The following is a 16,261-nucleotide window of genomic DNA, read 5'->3' as shown; positions in this document are numbered from 1 at the left end:
GCGGCCGATGCGATGGGGCGTGCGGTGAGCGGACGTCAGGCGCACGGGGCGGGTGCGGATCAGTGGTGGAGGATCTTCGACAGGAAGTCCTTCGCCCGGTCGCTCCGCGGATTGCTGAAGAACTGGTCCGGCCGGGCCTCCTCGACGATCCGGCCGTCCGCCATGAAGACCACGCGGTTGGCCGCCGATCGCGCGAAGCCCATCTCGTGGGTGACGACGATCATGGTCATGCCGTCCCGTGCGAGCTGCTGCATGACCTCCAGCACCTCGTTGATCATCTCCGGGTCGAGCGCCGACGTCGGCTCGTCGAAGAGCATCAGCTTCGGTTCCATGGCGAGCGCGCGGGCGATCGCCACGCGCTGCTGCTGGCCGCCGGAGAGCTGCGCGGGGTACTTGTCGGCCTGGGCGCCCACGCCCACGCGGTCGAGCAGGCCGCGCGCCTTCTTCTCGGCCGTCCTCCGGTCCGTCCGGCGGACCTTGACCTGGCCCAGCGTCACATTCTCCAGCACCGTCTTGTGGGCGAAGAGGTTGAAGGACTGGAAGACCATGCCGACGTCGGCGCGCAGCCGCGCCAGCTCCTTGCCCTCCTGGGGCAGCGGCCGGCCGTCGATGGTGATCGAGCCGGAGTCGGTCGTCTCCAGCCGGTTGATCGTGCGGCACAGGGTGGACTTCCCGGACCCCGACGGCCCGATGACGACGACGACTTCACCGCGTGCGACGGACAGATCGATGTCCTGGAGGACATGCAGGGCGCCGAAGTGCTTGTTGACGCTGTTCAGGACGACCAGTGCGTCCGGGGGAGCCGCAGCGGCCGCCGCGGCATCGGTCACCGATACTTCGCTCATCGGCGTTCCTCGCTCCATCCTCCTCGGTTGGGGAGGACCCTAATCAGCGGGAACGACCAGCGTCATTACATCTGAGCTGAAATTGAGCATAACGATCCGGCGGCAAAGGGACACTCCGCGTGAAGGGGGCGCGGGGAGCGCACGCGGGGGAGTGCGGGCGTACCGGGTGGGTAACGGAAGCTCCTTCACCCCCGCAACCCTCTTGACGGGGTGGGCGTCCATCAGCGTGGATGCGGTGTTGCGACACCACGGCCGGACGGAGGGCGCGGATTGAGACTGCTGCTCGTGGAGGACGACGACCATGTCGCCGCTGCCCTGTCCGCGGTGCTGGCCCGGCACGGATTTGACGTCACCCACGCCCGCAGCGGCGAAGAGGCCCTCCAGGCGCTGCTGCCCGCCGGGGGCGTGCCCTTCGCCGTCGTCCTGCTCGACCTCGGCCTGCCCGACCAGGACGGCTTCGAGGTCTGCGGCAGGATCCGCAAGCGCACCGCCACCCCCGTCATCATGGTCACCGCCCGCGCCGACACCCGCTCCAAGATCCACGGTCTCAACCTCGGTGCCGACGACTATGTGGTGAAGCCCTACGACACCGGCGAACTCCTCGCGCGCATCCACGCCGTCGCCCGGCGCACCCCGCCCGCCGAGGACGGCGCCGAGGACACCCGCGACCCCGACGGTCCGCGGGCGCTGCACCTGGGCGCCCTGACCGTCGAGCTCCCCAACCGGGAGGTGTCCGTCAGCGGCACCCCCGTCCCGCTCACCCGCAAGGAATTCGACCTGCTGGCGCTGCTCGCCCAGCGCCCCGGTGTCGTCTTCCGCCGCGAGCAGATCATCAGCGAGGTGTGGCGCACCAGTTGGGAGGGCACCGGACGCACCCTTGAGGTGCACATCGCCTCGCTCCGCTCCAAGCTCGGCATGCCCGCCCTCATCGAGACGGTCCGCGGCGTCGGCTACAAAATCGTCGTCCCGGCCGCGTGACGGCCGTACGAGACCGTGCGCACCCGACTCCTCCCGCTGCTCATCGTCCTGCTGGCCGGAGTGCTGCTGGCGCTGGGCTTCCCGCTCGCCGCGAGCATCGCCGCCGCCGAGCAGCAGCGGCTGGTCGTCGACCGCATCGACGACACCGCGCGCTTCGCCTCCCTCGCGCAGTACGTCACCGCCCGCCCGTTCGACCCGGAGGCCGGCAACGACGAACGGCTCGGCACCCTGCGCACCGAACTGGTCCGGTACGAGGGCCTGTACGGCATCCGCGTCGGCATCTTCTACCGTGACCGCCGGGCCATGGCCGTCGCTCCCGCCGACTGGCCCGTACCCGACCAGGGCGAGGGGCAGCGGGCGTTCCAGGAGGCACTGGCCGGGCGGCGCAGCCACGACCCCGGGCAGGTGTGGCCCTTCCAGCGCCGCCGGCTGACCGTTGCCTCACCCGTCATCCGTGACGGTGACGTCATCGCCGTGGTCGTCACGGACTCGCCCACCGGTCGGCTGCGGTCCCGCATCCTGCACTCGTGGCTGCTGCTCGGGGCGGGCGAGACCGCGGCCATGCTGCTCGCCGTCGCGGCCGCCTTCCGGCTCACCGGCTGGGTGCTGCGGCCCGTACGGACCCTCGACACCGCCACGCACGGCATAGCCACGGGGCGGATGAACTCCCGCGTGGCGGTGGACAGCGGACCGCCCGAACTGCGGCGGCTGGCCCGTTCGTTCAACGAGATGGCCGACCACGTCGAAGAGATCCTGGAGCAGCAGCGCGCCTTCGTCGCCGACGCCTCGCACCAGCTGCGCAACCCGCTCTCGGCCCTGCTGCTGCGCATCGACCTGCTCGCGCTCGACCTGCCCGAAGGGCATGAGGAGGTCGCCTCCGTGCGGGCCGAGGGCGGGCGGCTGGCCCGGGTCCTCGACGACCTGCTGGGCCTCGCGCTGGCCGAGCACGCCTCGGCGGACCTCCAACTGGCCGACATCGCCGAGATCGTCACCGACCGGGTGGGCGCCTGGTCGCCGGTGGCCGACCGTGAGCGGGTCGCCCTCGCGTACAGCGGGCCGTCCGCCACGACCGGCTGGGCCGACCCGGTGGCACTCTCCAGCGCGCTCGACGCCGTGGTGGACAACGCCCTGAAGTTCACCCCGGCCGGCGCCGCCGTGGACGTCGGTGTCGCGGTCGACGGCGACACCGTGGCCATCACCGTCGCCGACGGCGGTCCCGGGCTGACCGAGGAGGAACTGACCCGGATCGGTGACCGGTTCTGGCGCAGCAACCGCCATCAGAACGTCGACGGGTCCGGCCTCGGCCTGTCCATCTCCCGCGCCCTCCTCGCCGCGGGCGGTGCCACGCTCTCGTACGCCCCGAACACCCCGCACGGCCTGCGGGCGGTGATCCGCGTGCCGCGCGACCGTGCCGCCGACGGGGCGGCAAGGGCCGGTGATTCGCTCCGGCGAACGATCGGCGGCCGGGGGAGAGCGGCTAGGGCCTGTCCGGCGGATCTTGTGGTCGGTGCTGCGGGTGACGTCGTCTGCGCACCACCGCTGCGCGGCGGTGTCCTCAAGCGCCGGACGGGCTGGATGTGGTTGATGTGGACGCGCAATTCAGCCCGTTGGGGGCACCTCTGGGGGCACCCCCGGACGGAGTCCGGGGGAGGTAGCTGGGGGAGGCAACGGGCCCGCAGACTGGCAAAGATCCGCCGGAGGCCTAAGGCTTGACCGAAAGGTAGTACCGCCGGGCGCCCGTGTGCAGATCCAGGGGGTCGGTGTAAATCGCCGTACGGAGGTCCACTTTCTGCGCCGCGTGCACCTTCTGTCCTATGCGGTCGCGACTATTCATGACGGACCGGGTGACGCTCTCCGCGAGACCGGTGTCCGCGTGGTCCATCGTGATGAGGAGATTCGCGACCGCGATCGTCTTCACCGCCTGGCCGGCGTGCAGTTCCGGATACGCGTCCGCCGGCATGACGGCCGCTCTGTAGTAACGCGTCTCCGGACCGAGCGCGTGCAGTGGCTCTATGAGGTCGCCCAGCTGGACGAGCCGGATCGACAGGCGGCGGCCGAGGCTCTGCACGGCGTTGGTGGGCAGTCCGCCCGACCAGAAGAACGCGTCGATCCGCCCCTGCTCCAGCAGCGCCGGCATCCGGTCGATCCCCACGCGGACGGGCGCGATGTCCCTGTCGAAATCGAGTCCCGCGGCCTTGAGCAGTCTCCTGGTGATCAGCTGCACGCCGGACTCGTCCGTGCCGACGCCGATCCGCATCCCCTTGAGGTCCCGCGCCGACTGCACCCGTGAATCCTTCTGGACCACCAGCTGGATGTAGTCGTCGTACAGCCGCGCGCAGGCCCGCAGTCCCGCCCAGCCGGGCTCCCGCCGGTCCCGGTAGGTGGCGACGGCGTCGGCGGCGGCCAGGGTGAAGTCGGCCTTGCCCGATGTGAGCTGCCTGAGGTTGTCCAGCGACCCCTGGCTGCGCCGCAGCCGCACCTCCAGGGCGGGCATGTCCCGCCCGAGATCCTCCTTCAGGAGGTCGCCGTACTTCGCGTACACCCCGGTCGGCACCCCGGTCGCGAACGACATCCGGCCGCTCGGCGACGACGAGCCGTGCAGCGACACCAGCCACCACGCCAGCAGGGCGAGCACGGCGGTGGCCGCCACGCCCGTCTGCAGGGCGCGGCGGCGGCCGGGGCGCGGGAGCCGGAGAGTCATGGGCGGATCCTGCCAGGCCCGGCAGGGCTTCGGCAGAGGGCGGACGGAGTCGGTACCGCGCCCCGGTGAGCCGACGGGCTACGACCGCCGACGGGGCTTGCCACGCTTGGGAGCGCCCGAACCGCCACGCGGGTTCTTGCCGCCCTTGGCGCCGCCGGAACCGCCACGCGTGCTCTTCCCGGCCGACTTGGCGGCCGCGGGCTTGCGCTGCGCCCCGCCCGCGGCCGGACGCTTCTGCTTCGGCTGCGCGGAGGCCAGGGGACGGCCCCGTGTGCTGTTGACGGTCCGCCCGCGCACGATCCCGATGAAGTGATCCACCAGGTCGGTGGTCTCCTCCTGCGGCCAGGACAGCGCGACGCGCGACTCGGGGGCGTCCGTGACCGGCCGGTACGTAAGGTCCTTGCGGTGGTGCAGGCGGGCGAGCGACTGCGGGACGACGAGCACGCCCACCCCGGCCGCCACCAGCTCGACGGCGTCCGCCGTCGTGGCGGGGCGCTCGATCGCGGGCCGCCCCGGAAGCCGTTCCCAGCCGAGGGTGTCGTCGAGGGGGTGCAGCACGACCTCGTCGGCCAGCTCCTCGGTGGACACCTCCTCCACCGCCGCCACGACGTGGTCCTTGGGGATGACCACGACCGTCGTCTCGGTGTACAGGGGGATCGCGCTGAGGTCGTCCCGGTCGACCGGCAGCCGTACGAAACCCGCGTCGGCGCCGCGGCCGCGCAGCAGCTCGCACGCTTCGGCCGCGGGCACCGCGACCAGAGTGAGTGGGATTTCGGGCAGCCGCTCGTTCCAGATCCGCACCCACTTCGTGGGCGTCACCCCCGGAACGTAGGCGAGCCGGAACGAAGGGGATACATCCGAGCCTGTCACTCCGCAAGGTTAGCCGCTCGTGGTCGGAGGTAGCGCACATGCTCGATACCCTTGAACCATGAAGTCGCACCAGACCACCCAGACGATGAAGCCCGCCACCGCGGCGAAGAAGCTGGGTGTGTACCTCGAGGCCACCCCCGCCGAGTTCCAGGAGGGTGTCGTCACGCGCGCCGAACTGAACGCACTGCAGACCGAGCCGCCCCAGTGGCTGGTGGAACTGCGCCGCAACGGCCCGCACCCCCGTCCGGTGGTCGCGGCGAAGCTGGGCGTCTCCATCTCGGGCCTCGCGCGCGGCGGAGTCACCGAGGCCCTCACCACCGAGCAGATCGACGCGCTGAAGAACGACAGCCCCGAGTGGCTGCAGCGCGAGCGCGCCACCCAGGCCGAGGTCCGCAAGGAAGCGGTGCGCGTCAAGGAGAAGAACGCGGAACGCGCCGACCAGTCCCGTCAGCCGCGTTCCTGACCTTTGGCAGGAGCTTCTCCGGGGCCCCCTTACCCTTGAGGAATGACCAGCAGCGGTGACCGGAGCCAGGCAGTGGACGTCAAGGGAACATACGAGGTGCGCACCTACGGGTCGTAGCTTTCACAAACGCGCGCACAGCCGCTGACGCTGGAGCCAGTGGTCGTCCGGCCGGTTGTGATCTGTAGAGGTTCCCGCCTTTGTCTGTCAGGGCCGGGAATCATCGGACAGAATGGCAGGGCGATGGACCTGACGACCAGCATTCCGGTTCCCACCGGATACTCCCCTTTCGCGCATCTCACCGCGCCCAACTCCGCCCTCTACCGGCGGACGATGCGGACGTTCCTCCTCGCGAAGGAGCGGTTCGCGGTGCATTTGCGCCCCGAGGACGTGCACGCGGCTCTGCCTGCCGCTGAGCGTCCGGCCGAGCTCGACACCGTGGTCAAGGCGCTCGACAGCCTTGTCGAGTGGGGGAATCTGCGCGCCGACCCGGACACCGCCCGGGTCACCGCCGTCGAGGACTTCTACCGCAAGCGGTTCGTCTATCAGCTCACCCAGGCGGGAGAAGCGGCGGAGGAAGCGCTTGCCGCCTACGACGAGGCGCTCGGCAGGCGCGGTGCGCTGCAGGCGGTGGCCTTGCACGACATCGTCACACAGCTGCGCGCCCTGCTCGTCCTGGGAGCGGGGCCCGAAGAGCCAGGACCCGACCCGGCCAAGACGTATCTGGCACTCGACGCGCTGAGCAGCCGGTTCGCGGCCCTGGCCGAGAACGCCCGGGCCTTCATGGGCTCCCTCCAGCGCACCATCGACCTGCACGACGTCGAGGAGGAGGTCTTCCTCGCCTACAAGGACCGGCTCATCCAGTATCTGGAGCGGTTCATCCAGGACCTGATCACTCTCGGCGGACGCATCGCCCAGCTGATCCTGGAACTGGAGGACGGCGGGGTGATCGCACCGCTGCTTCGGACCGCCGCCGCACGCGAGGCCGCCGATGCCGCACCGGAGGAGGCGGAGCACGCCGAGCGGGAGGCGTGTGCCCGGTGGACGGGGCGATGGGACGGGCTTGCCGCCTGGTTCATCAGCAGGGACGGGCACGAGTCGCAGGCCCGGCTGCTGCGCGGCCGGGCTCTCGGGGCGATTCCCCAGCTCCTGGCGGTCGTGCGGTCGCTGAACGAGCGGCGAGCGGGTCGCTCCGACCGGTCCGCCGACTTCCGTACGCTCGCCCGCTGGTTCGCCGAGGCACCCGACGACGACGCCCGGCACCGCCTGTGGCGCACCGCTTTCGGGCTCAACCCCGCCCGTCATCTCACCGTCGACGCCGACACCCTCGCCGCCCGCGGGGCCCGTCCGGTCCCCGCCGCCACCCCATGGGCCGAGGCCGAACCGCTCCGCATCAGCCCGCAGCTGCGCCGCACCGGCAGCTATGAGCGGCGTGGCAAGCCCCGCAAGGTCGAGGACCGCTCCGCGGCGCGCCGCCATCTCGCCGAGATCGCCGCCAAGCAGGCCGCCGAGATCGCCGCCGCACGCGCGCGGCTCGCCACCGACGGCACCACCCGCCTCTCCGCGCTCGGCGAGCTCGACCCACTCGCCTTCGGCCTCTTCCTCCAGCTCCTCGGTGACGCCCTCGCCACCTGGCGGCCCGGCATGACGCACACCACCGCCACCAGCAACGACGGTTCCATGGAGATCCGCCTGTCGGCGCTCGGCGACGGCACGACCGCCGAGATCACCACCCCCGGTGGTGTCTTCCGGGGCCCCGACCACACCGTCGAGATCATCGACCTGACGGAAAGGGACAGCAGGCCATGAGCACTCCGCCCGCCGCGGTGCTGGACGGGCAGCACCCCGCCGAGCTGCGCAAGGCGGCCCGGGCCCTCCTCAAGGAGCCTCTGCTGCTCGCACACGGCCCGCACGCCGACGACTTCCGGCTCGTCCGCCGGCACGCCTCGGAACTGCGCGAGTGGTTCGACCGCAACACCGGCTGGTCCCTCCAGGTGGACGCCGAGGCCGCCCGGCTGCGGAAGATCCCCGGCGCCCTCACCGGCCCGACGCACCCTGCCCGTGACGTCAGCCGGACCGGAGCCCCCTTCACCCGTCGTCGCTATGTGCTGCTCTGCCTCGCCCTCGCCGCCCTTGAGCGGGGCGAGGCGCAGATCGCGCTCGGCCGCCTCGCCGACCAAGTCGTCCTGGACGCGGCCGACCCCCGACTGGCGGCCGCCGGAATCCACTTCACCCTGGACCGCCGCGACGAGCGTCTCGATCTCGCCGCCGTCGTACGGCTCCTGCTGAAGCTCGGCGTTCTGCGGAGAGTGGCCGGTGACGAGGAGGCGTACGTCAGCGGGGCGGGCGATGTGCTGTACGACGTCGAGCGGCGCGTGCTGGCAGGGCTGCTCGCCACCCGACGGGGCCCCTCCACCGTACGCGCCGACGGTCTTGACGAGCGCCTTGCCGAACTGGTCGCCGAAACCGCCTTGGACAGCGACGACCTGCGGTTCCGCGCGATGCGCCGTTCGCTGACGCGCCGCCTGCTGGATGATCCGGTGCTGTACTACGACGAGCTGAACGACGCCGAGCTCGCCTACCTCACCAGGCAGCGAGGCTTCATCACCGCCCGCATCACCGAACTGACCGGCCTTGTGGCCGAAGTACGGGCCGAGGGCATCGCCATGGTCGACCCCGACGACGACCTCACCGATGTCCGCATGCCCGAACAGGGCACCCACGGCCACATCACCCTGCTGCTCGCCGAACACCTCGCGGCGGTGCACGGGCCCGTCGCCGCGGCTGGTCTCCGGCAGAAGGTCCGCGAACTCGCCGCCGAGCACGGAGGGTTCTGGGCCAAGTCCGCCAAGGAACCAGGATCGGAGGGAGAGCTGGTCGAGCAGGCGCTCGCCAAGCTCTCCGCCCTGGGACTCGTCGCCCGCCGAGGCGACGAGGCCGTGCCGCGCCCGGCCCTCGCCCGGTACGCCGTCGGCGAGACCGTCGTCATCGACTCCCGAACCCCCGGCACCACGCGCATGCCCCAGCAGCGAAAGGCGAACCCGCAGTGACCGCCCTTCCCGTCCCCACGCGCACGCGCTGGCAGCCGATGCGCATCGGGCTCGTCGACCTCTTCCACTACGACGTGGAGGAGTTCCACTTCCGCGACGGGCGACTGCTGCTGCGCGGCAACAACGGCACCGGGAAGTCCAAGGTGCTCGCCCTGACCCTGCCCTTTCTGCTGGACGGCGACCTCAGCCCGCGCCGTGTCGAGCCCGACGGCGACCCGGGCAAGCGCATGGAATGGAACCTGCTCCTGGGCGGCGATCACCCGAACCCCGAACGGCTCGGATACACCTGGATCGAGTTCGGCCGCCGGGACGGGACGAGCGGCGAGGAGCAGTTCCGTACGCTCGCCTGCGGCCTCAAGGCCGTCACCGGGCGCGGCATCGCACGCCACTGGTATGCCGTCACCGACCAGCGCATCGGCCAGGGGCTCAGCCTGCTCGACCCCACCGGTACCGCCCTGACCCGCGACCGGCTCGCGGAGGCGATCGCCGGGCACGGGATGGTGTACGACCAGGCCAGGGCCTACCGAAGGGCTGTCGACGAGGCGCTGTTCGGGCTCGGTGAGCAGCGGTACGCCGCGCTGGTGGACCTGCTCATCCAGTTGCGCCAGCCCCAGCTGTCCAAGCGCCCCAACGAGGCCGCCCTTTCCAGGGCCCTGACCGAGGCGCTGCCGCCCATGGACCAGGCGGTCATCGGTGACGCGGCGGAGGCGTTCCGCTCCCTGGACGAGGAGAAGGAAGAGCTGCGGGCCGCCGCCGAGGCCGAACGCGCCGCCTCGGCGTTCCTGGATCACTACCGGCGCTACGCCCGCGTCGCTTCCCGTCGCCGGGCCCGCCTCCCGCGCAGCGAGCACTCCCGCTACGAGCACCTTCAACGGGACCTCGCCGAGGAACAGGGGCACAAGGCCGGCGCGGAGCAGGACCGGGCGGTGGCCGAGGAACGGATCGCCGCTCTGGAGGAGACCGGGACCCGGCTGCGGGCCCAGGACGCCGCCCTGCGCGAGGGCCCCGAGATGCGCAGCGCCCGCGAACTGGAGCAGGCGGCTTCGGGGGCGGCCCGCACGGCGCGGGCGAGGGAACGCGCCGAAGCCGACCGTGAGCAGACCCTGGGGCTCCACAAGCGGGCGCTGGAGCGGCTCGGCGCGGCCGAGAACCGGCTGGCCTCGGCGGAACGCCGGGCCGAGGCGAGCCTCCTGCGCGCCCGGGAGGCGGCCGGGGAAGCCGGCGTCGCCCTGCCGGAGGAGCTGTCCCCGGCCCTGGCCGAGGAGGCGACGGAGCGCAGGCGGCGCGGTCTGGTATTGGTGGAGCGCCTCGCGGACGAGGCCGGACGGGCGACGAGCGAGAGCCGCGCGGCCTCCCGGCGGCTCGACGAGGCGGAGTCCGACCTCGCGCTCGCGGCCGAGGCACAGCACCGGGCGGAGGAAGCCGCGGCAACGGCCGGCCGGGAACTCCTGGACGCCGTGCGCGAACACGCCGGCGCCTGCGAGGTGTTGGCGTACCCCGACGCGGTGGGCCTGCTCGACGAGCTCCAGGAGTGGACACGGCACCTCGACGGTCCCTGCCCGGCACGTACGCACGCCTCGCGCGCCCACGGCCAGGCGTCGGCGGAGTTCGCCGATCGCGCAGCCGGCCTGACGCACCGCGCGACGGAACTCCGGTCGCGGCAGCGGGACATGGAACAGCGACTGGCCGAGCTCGAAGCCGGCGGCCAGTGCGGCCCCGACGCCCCGCACACCCGTACCCCGGACCTGCGCGAGCGCATGGCCGGTGCCCCCCTGTGGCGGCTGGTCGACTTCCGGGACGGGCTCGGTGACGCCCAACGTGCCGGTCTGGAGGCGGCACTTGAAGCCTCCGGCCTGCTGGATGCCTGGGTGTCCCCTGATGGTTCCGCCCTCGGCGCGGACGGGCACGATGTGCTGCTCGCCCCCCAAGCCGGTCCGGTGTCCGGACCGTCGCTGGTCGACGTACTGTGCCCGGCCGTGGACCACGGCGACGCGCGGGCCGCGGCGATCGGTGAGGAGACGGTGGCGCGGTTGCTCGCGGCGATCGGGCTGGGCGAGGAGGACGGCGCGACCACCTGGGCTGCGGCTGACGGGCGTTTCCGTATCGGTGCGCTCACCGGCCGGTGGGCCAAGCCCGCCGCCGAATATGTCGGCGAGGGGGCCCGTGAGGAAGCGCGCAGGGCCCGCATCGCGGCCCTGCGTGATGAACTGGCCTCGCTCCAGGAGGAGCTGGCGGCCACGGCCGTCCAGGCGGAGGCCGTCGCGGCCCGGCGCCGTACCCTCGACGCCGAGTTGGCGTCCGTGCCCGACGACGCGCCGCTCCGGCAGGCGTACGCCCGCGTAGCGGCGGCTGCCGGCACCGCGCGACGGGACCGCGCCCGGCGCGACGAGCGGGCCGACGGGCTCACCGTCGCCGCCCGGGCGGCCGAGCAGGCCATGGCCGAACTCGGCGGCACCGCAGCCGACTTGGGTCTGCCCACCGGGCGGGACGGGCTCGCGGCCGTGCGTCAGGCGCTCACCGGCCTCGCCCTCGTTCTTGCCGACCTGTGGCCGGCCCTGCGCGAAAGCGCCGAGACGGCCCGTCAGGTGGAGGAGGAGCGCGACGAAGCCGAACAGGCGGGGCAAAGGACCGCGGAGCACGCGCTGCGCGCCGAGGAAGCGGCCCGCGAGGCCGCGGTCGCGGACGAGCGCCACACCACGTTGCGTTCCACGGTCGGCGCGGCCGTCGCCGAGCTGGAACGGCGTCTCGCCGAGACCGCCGACTCCCTGCGTGAGTGCGGCGCCGAGCAGCGCCGCTCCCGTGAGCGGCACACGGAGGCGGACCGGCGGGCCAGCCGTGCCGAAGGCCGCATCGAGCAACTGGAACAGGGGATCGGCGAGGCGGCTTCCGCGCGCGCCGAAGCGGTCGCGGGTCTCCAGCGGTTCGCCGGCACCGGACTGATCGCGGTGGCCCTGCCCGATCTCGCCGTACCGCCGGCCCGGGAAGGCCCCTGGGCGGCCACCCCCGCCATCGCCCTGGCCCGCTCCATCGAGACCGAACTGTCCAGGACGGACGACTCCGACGGTGCCTGGGAGCGCGTCCAGCGCCGTCTCAGCGAAGAGCTCAAAACCCTGCAGGACGCCTTGTCCCGGCACGGGCACACCGCGTCCGCCCGCATGGTCGAGGACGGCATGGTCGTCGACATCGTCTACCAGGGCCGCGAACGTGCCGTGCCCGAACTCGCCGAGGCGCTCGCCGCCGAGGTCGGCGAGCTCACCCGCATCCTGTCCGCCCATGAGCGGGAGATCCTCGAAACCCACCTCATCACCGAGGTGGCGGGCACCCTGCAGGAACTGATCGGCACGGCCGAACGGCAGGTACGGGCCATGAACGCGGAACTGGAGGAACGCCCCACCTCCACCGGCATGAAGCTGCGCCTGGTGTGGCGGGCCTCGCGCAAGGCCCCGGCAGGTCTGGCGCAGGTGCGGGAACGCCTGCGCCAGTCCGCCGACGCCTGGTCCGCGGAGGACCGGGCGTCGGTCGGTGAGTTCCTGCAGGCGCAGATCGCCCAGCAGCAGACCGGTGACGCCGCCGGCAGCTGGCTCGAACACCTCACCGCCGCACTCGACTACCGCACCTGGCACGAATTCGGCGTCGAGCGTCACCAGCAGGGCCGGTGGGTCCCGGCCACCGGCCCCGCCTCGGGCGGCGAACGCGTCCTCGCCGTGTCCGTACCCCTGTTCGCCGCCGCGTCCTCGCACTACGCGAGCGCGGGCAATCCGCACGCGCCGCGCCTGGTCACCCTCGACGAGGCGTTCGCGGGGGTCGACGACGACTCGCGTGCCAAGTGCCTGGGCCTGCTGCACGCCTTCGACCTGGACGTGGTGATGACCAGTGAACGGGAATGGGCCTGCTACCCGCAGGTGCCCGGCATCGCCATCGCACAGCTCTCAAGGACCGACGAGGTCGCGGCCGTCCTGGTCACCCGCTGGGAGTGGAACGGCAGCGCGCGCCTGCGCCGGGAGGACCTGGAGTACGAGGCGGACCGGTCCATGGCGGAGGCGGACGGCCGGGACCCGCTGTGGACGTAGCAGCCGTGCCACCCGGCCCGGTCGACACCGAGCGGCTGCGCCGTCTGCTCGGCGGCCCCGAACTCGCCTGGCTGGTCGAGCGCATACGGCGGCGTCTCGAACGCGAGCAGCCCCTCACCGGGCCCGTGTCGCTGCCCGCCCCCACCGAAGCCCAGCGCGCGGCCGTAGAACGCCTGCTGGGCCGCGCGCCGCGCGTCGGCCGGTCATTGACCGTGCGGCTCGATGCCGTGGACGCCGTCCTGCGCCGCTCCGGCATCAGCCCCGACGGCCTCGCCGCGGCCGTGACCGCGCTCACCGGGCCCGTCACCCCCCTCAGCCAGGTCCGCCACGACGAGACCCGCGCCTGGCAGAAGGCGTATGCCCCGCTCGACGCCCTCGCCCGCGACCTGCCGCGCCTCGCCGACTGGACCGTCCGGCTGCGCACCGAGGGCATGGTGCGGCGCCTCGCCCGGACCCCCGACGCCACAGGTCCTCTGCTCGCCGCTACCGTGAGAGCCCTCCGCGCGCTTCCCGCCGGCCCCGCCATGTCCCTGCCCGCCTTCGCGGCCCGCGTGCTCGGCAGCCCGCACGCTCTGGACGATGGCAAGCCTCTGGCCACGCTCACCCTGTCCGGCATCCGAGCTCTCACCGGATTTCCCGACGGCAGCGGTACCGAATGGCGGCGGGAGGCATGGGCGTCCGCGGGACTGCTGCGCGACGATGTGTCCTCGACCGTCCTCACCTTGAATCTGCGCGGCACACCCGCCCTGGAATGGATGGCGGCCGCGGGAGAGCCCTGCGTCCTGACCTTGCGCCAACTCATCCGCACACCTCCGGCGTTGGCACCGTCACGCGTGTGGATCTGCGAGAACCCCGCCGTCCTGGCGGCCGCCGCCGATGCCCACGGCGCCGACTGCCCGCCCTTGATCTGTCTCCAGGGTCAGCCGTCCGCCGCCGCGCTCACCCTCCTGCGCCACCTTCACGAGTCCGGCGCGGCGCTGCACTACCACGGCGACTTCGACTGGGGCGGTCTTCGGATCGCGAGCGGGCTGCTGCGCCGCGTACCGTGGCGCCCCTGGCGTTACACGGCCGCCGATTACCGCTCCATCGCCGCCACCGCTCAGGGGCTGCCGCCCTTGACGGGGACGCCGGCCGAAGCCTCCTGGGACCACGCCCTGGCACCGGCCATGGCCGAGCTCGGGGTACGCGTGGAGGAAGAGGTGGCCTTGGCCCTCCTCCTCGGGGATCTCGCCTGATCGCGCGTTGTCGTGGGTGACCGTGGGCCCTCCGGGCCCCAGGAAGGGGGCCCGGGGCAGCGCCCCGGGTCGAGCTCCCGGGTGGCCGGGGCGGAAAGCTGTGCGAGGCGCGGCGGGGCGCGGGTCGCCGGTGGCGAGTCCGCCGCCCGCGCGGTCCGCCGAAGGCCCATGAGCCGAAGCCGTACCGCCCCGGATCCGGCCCCGGGCTCATCTCCGTACCGTACGGGGAATGTTCCACGCCGAGGCCAGCCAGGCCAGGTCGGCTTCGGCCCGGCGGCGGGCCGCCCGATCACGCGTGAACAGCTCCTCGGTCTCCGAGGCCGCCGGTTTCGCCCAGGTCCTGATCGCCCGCCAGGAGCGGGCCGGCAGGGTCACCGTCTGCGGATTCCTGGTCGACACCCGCCAAGCCCAGGAGCCGTGCTGTGCAGGCCGGTGGACGGACCGGCCTCAGCGGATCTTCTTGAAGTCGGTACGCACCGTCACCGCGAACCCGGCGAGGGAGAACGCGATCTCCTCACCGAAGCGGTAGGGCACGGCCGAGGCAGGGAGGCCACGGTCTCCGGAGACGACGACGATGACGTCATCCAGGGACCGGGCGGCACGGCAGTCGCCGTCGGCCCGTACGGGACCGTCGACGGCGGGCGAGGCGACAGCCTCTGCCGCACGGACAACCGCGACGGCGGCACGGTCACCAACTGCCAGGCGTAGCCCGCGCTCCCCTGCGGGATTGCCGATCGGCTTAGTCCCGCACCACCCTCCAGCTGGAGCCGCCTACGCGCTGGTCCCTATCCCAAACGGCTGTCTCTCGCCGATTGTCACGGACCAGTGAGCTTGCGTACAGCCAACGCCCATAATCGTCGGAGTAGAAGCTGTTGCGAAGGCCGATGGAGTCGTTCTCGCAGATGGCTTCGTAACCTCCACGGCGGAGGTTGTTACCGGGCTTGATGTTGACAGTGCTGTCGATTCCGAGGCTTTCCCCGTACGGTCCGCGGAGATCCCGAATCCGGAAGATCATCCCGCTGTCGACAGCAGTGACATTGCCCTTCGCTGTCAGATCCCCGTTCACCGTCATCCCACCCGCGATCGTGACGGAGTTGTCCTTCAGCACGCTGATCGTGCTGTTGACGTTGAGGTTCTCACCCAAGGGACCGCGCAGCTCCCGGATCCGGAAGATCTTCCCGTCGGCGACGGCAGTGACGTTGCCCTTCGCCGTGAGGTCCTCGCCCACCGTCAGCCCCTGCACACCCGTGGCACCGGTGACCGTGACATCGCCGTCCACCTTCAGCCCCGTGAGCTTCGGGTTCTTCACCGTGACCGTGGTCGTCAGGTAGTGCGTGGTGCCGCCGGTGACGTACGAGAGCTGGAAGGTCGTGTCGCGGTCGATCGTCGTGCTGTACTCGCGCTTGTCGGCCGCATATGTCCTGCCGCCGTAAGAGACCTTGTAGGCGAGGGTCGTCGGACCGTTCCAGGTGAGGCGGACCGAGCCACCGGCTTCCACCTCGAGGTTGTCGGCCGTGAAGTCGGAGATCGCCTGGACGGGGATCTCCGGCGCCGGGAACTTCGTCATCGCGAGCTTGGTGAAGCGCGGGCTGTCGGGCCACTTGTCCGTGTCCGTGGTGGCGACCTCGCGGATCTCGATCCGGGCCGTTCCGGGGCGCGCGCTGATCTTCAGGTTCTCCAGGGTGATGACGAGGCCCTCGGCGTCGACGCGCACGCCGGTCTTCTTGGCATCCCCCTTGGGCGTGGCCTGGAAGCTGGCGTAGCCGCCCGGCGGCACCACGGTCTGCGTGCCGGGCTGGAGGCGCACCACGTCCCAGTCCGGAGCCTGTCCGTCGCCCGCGTCCTCCCGGACCAGGCTCTGGGCGAGATCACCCTCCGGCAGGGAGAACACGATCTCCCGGCAGTGGACGGTGTCGCCACCACCGTTGGAGACCACGATGTGCAGGGCCGTGGCGGGGTCGTCGGTCCCGGTCGTCGCGTACAGCGGGAACGGTTCGCTGATGACGGCGTAGTCCAGCAGGGACTGGCCGTTGTCCGGCTCACTCATGGAGG

The 16,261-nt window shown here is 72.1% G+C and carries 12 protein-coding genes and 1 pseudogene; 8 read left to right on the top strand and 5 right to left on the bottom strand.

Going from position 1 to position 16,261, the window contains the following annotated elements; translation table 11 throughout:
- Positions 1 to 59: 59 nt before the first annotated feature.
- On the bottom strand, positions 60 to 845 hold the full coding sequence (locus AB0435_RS17200) for an amino acid ABC transporter ATP-binding protein (protein ID WP_366004071.1): 786 nt from the start codon (positions 843 to 845) through the stop codon (positions 60 to 62).
- Between the two features lie 270 nt (positions 846 to 1,115).
- On the opposite strand from AB0435_RS17200, the gene AB0435_RS17195 reads away from it, so the two are divergent.
- Complete coding sequence (locus AB0435_RS17195) at positions 1,116 to 1,823, top strand: response regulator transcription factor (RefSeq protein ID WP_366004070.1); 708 nt, start codon at positions 1,116 to 1,118, stop codon at positions 1,821 to 1,823.
- Between the two features lie 15 nt (positions 1,824 to 1,838).
- A pseudogene (locus tag AB0435_RS17190) lies at positions 1,839 to 3,227 on the top strand (HAMP domain-containing sensor histidine kinase); the annotation flags it as partial.
- A gap of 298 nt (positions 3,228 to 3,525) precedes the next feature.
- Here AB0435_RS17190 and AB0435_RS17185 read toward each other — a convergent pair.
- Positions 3,526 to 4,524 (bottom strand): TAXI family TRAP transporter solute-binding subunit, encoded by a 999-nt coding sequence (locus AB0435_RS17185; protein ID WP_366004068.1) that lies wholly within the window; start codon positions 4,522 to 4,524, stop codon positions 3,526 to 3,528.
- Between the two features lie 78 nt (positions 4,525 to 4,602).
- The gene (locus AB0435_RS17180) at positions 4,603 to 5,394 is read right to left on the bottom strand and encodes a LysR substrate-binding domain-containing protein (protein ID WP_366004067.1); all 792 of its coding nucleotides are present in this window, start codon (positions 5,392 to 5,394) and stop codon (positions 4,603 to 4,605) included.
- 58 nt (positions 5,395 to 5,452) lie between these two features.
- Between AB0435_RS17180 and AB0435_RS17175 the strand changes: the two genes are divergently transcribed.
- The 5 genes from AB0435_RS17175 to AB0435_RS17155 all read left to right on the top strand — a co-directional run bounded on the left by AB0435_RS17175 (position 5,453) and on the right by AB0435_RS17155 (position 14,209).
- A complete protein-coding gene (locus tag AB0435_RS17175) occupies positions 5,453 to 5,857 on the top strand; it encodes a DUF5997 family protein (RefSeq protein WP_366004066.1) in 405 nt (134 codons plus the stop codon).
- Positions 5,858 to 6,097: 240 nt separating this feature from the next.
- The gene (locus AB0435_RS17170) at positions 6,098 to 7,663 is read left to right on the top strand and encodes a TIGR02677 family protein (RefSeq protein ID WP_366427329.1); all 1,566 of its coding nucleotides are present in this window, start codon (positions 6,098 to 6,100) and stop codon (positions 7,661 to 7,663) included.
- The gene (locus tag AB0435_RS17165) at positions 7,660 to 8,904 is read left to right on the top strand and encodes a TIGR02678 family protein (RefSeq protein ID WP_366427328.1); all 1,245 of its coding nucleotides are present in this window, start codon (positions 7,660 to 7,662) and stop codon (positions 8,902 to 8,904) included. The genes AB0435_RS17170 and AB0435_RS17165 overlap by 4 nt, the downstream gene beginning before the upstream one ends.
- On the top strand, positions 8,901 to 12,974 hold the full coding sequence (locus AB0435_RS17160; RefSeq protein WP_366427327.1) for a TIGR02680 family protein: 4,074 nt from the start codon (positions 8,901 to 8,903) through the stop codon (positions 12,972 to 12,974). Before AB0435_RS17165 ends, AB0435_RS17160 begins: the two co-directional genes overlap by 4 nt.
- Positions 12,965 to 14,209 carry a TIGR02679 family protein gene (locus AB0435_RS17155; RefSeq protein WP_366427326.1) on the top strand — a complete coding sequence of 415 codons (1,245 nt, stop codon included), beginning with the start codon at positions 12,965 to 12,967 and terminating at the stop codon, positions 14,207 to 14,209. Before AB0435_RS17160 ends, AB0435_RS17155 begins: the two co-directional genes overlap by 10 nt.
- 207 nt (positions 14,210 to 14,416) lie before the next feature.
- On the opposite strand, the gene AB0435_RS17150 is transcribed toward AB0435_RS17155, so the two are convergent.
- The gene (locus tag AB0435_RS17150) at positions 14,417 to 14,608 is read right to left on the bottom strand and encodes a hypothetical protein (RefSeq protein WP_366427325.1); all 192 of its coding nucleotides are present in this window, start codon (positions 14,606 to 14,608) and stop codon (positions 14,417 to 14,419) included.
- Positions 14,609 to 14,626: 18 nt separating this feature from the next.
- Between AB0435_RS17150 and AB0435_RS17145 the strand changes: the two genes are divergently transcribed.
- Positions 14,627 to 14,917 carry a hypothetical protein gene (locus tag AB0435_RS17145; protein WP_366004059.1) on the top strand — a complete coding sequence of 97 codons (291 nt, stop codon included), beginning with the start codon at positions 14,627 to 14,629 and terminating at the stop codon, positions 14,915 to 14,917.
- Positions 14,918 to 14,948: 31 nt separating this feature from the next.
- On the opposite strand, the gene AB0435_RS17140 is transcribed toward AB0435_RS17145, so the two are convergent.
- Complete coding sequence (locus AB0435_RS17140; protein ID WP_366427324.1) at positions 14,949 to 16,256, bottom strand: hypothetical protein; 1,308 nt, start codon at positions 16,254 to 16,256, stop codon at positions 14,949 to 14,951.
- Positions 16,257 to 16,261 lie beyond the last annotated feature (5 nt).

Origin of the sequence: Streptomyces sp. NPDC051173 (genome assembly GCF_040689515.1) — a bacterium.
In the GTDB taxonomy this organism is placed as follows: Bacteria; Actinomycetota; Actinomycetes; order Streptomycetales; family Streptomycetaceae; genus Streptomyces.
This window is presented reverse-complemented; position numbering and strand designations above follow the sequence as displayed.

Coding starts and splice junctions, on each gene's coding strand:
- AB0435_RS17185 (WP_366004068.1), bottom strand. CDS start 4,524: ATGACTCTCCGGCTCCCGCGCCCCGGCCGCCGCCGCGCCCTGCAGACG.
- AB0435_RS17200 (WP_366004071.1), bottom strand. CDS start 845: ATGAGCGAAGTATCGGTGACCGATGCCGCGGCGGCCGCTGCGGCTCCC.
- AB0435_RS17170 (WP_366427329.1), top strand. CDS start 6,098: ATGGACCTGACGACCAGCATTCCGGTTCCCACCGGATACTCCCCTTTC.
- AB0435_RS17140 (WP_366427324.1), bottom strand. CDS start 16,256: ATGAGTGAGCCGGACAACGGCCAGTCCCTGCTGGACTACGCCGTCATC.
- AB0435_RS17175 (WP_366004066.1), top strand. CDS start 5,453: ATGAAGTCGCACCAGACCACCCAGACGATGAAGCCCGCCACCGCGGCG.
- AB0435_RS17165 (WP_366427328.1), top strand. CDS start 7,660: ATGAGCACTCCGCCCGCCGCGGTGCTGGACGGGCAGCACCCCGCCGAG.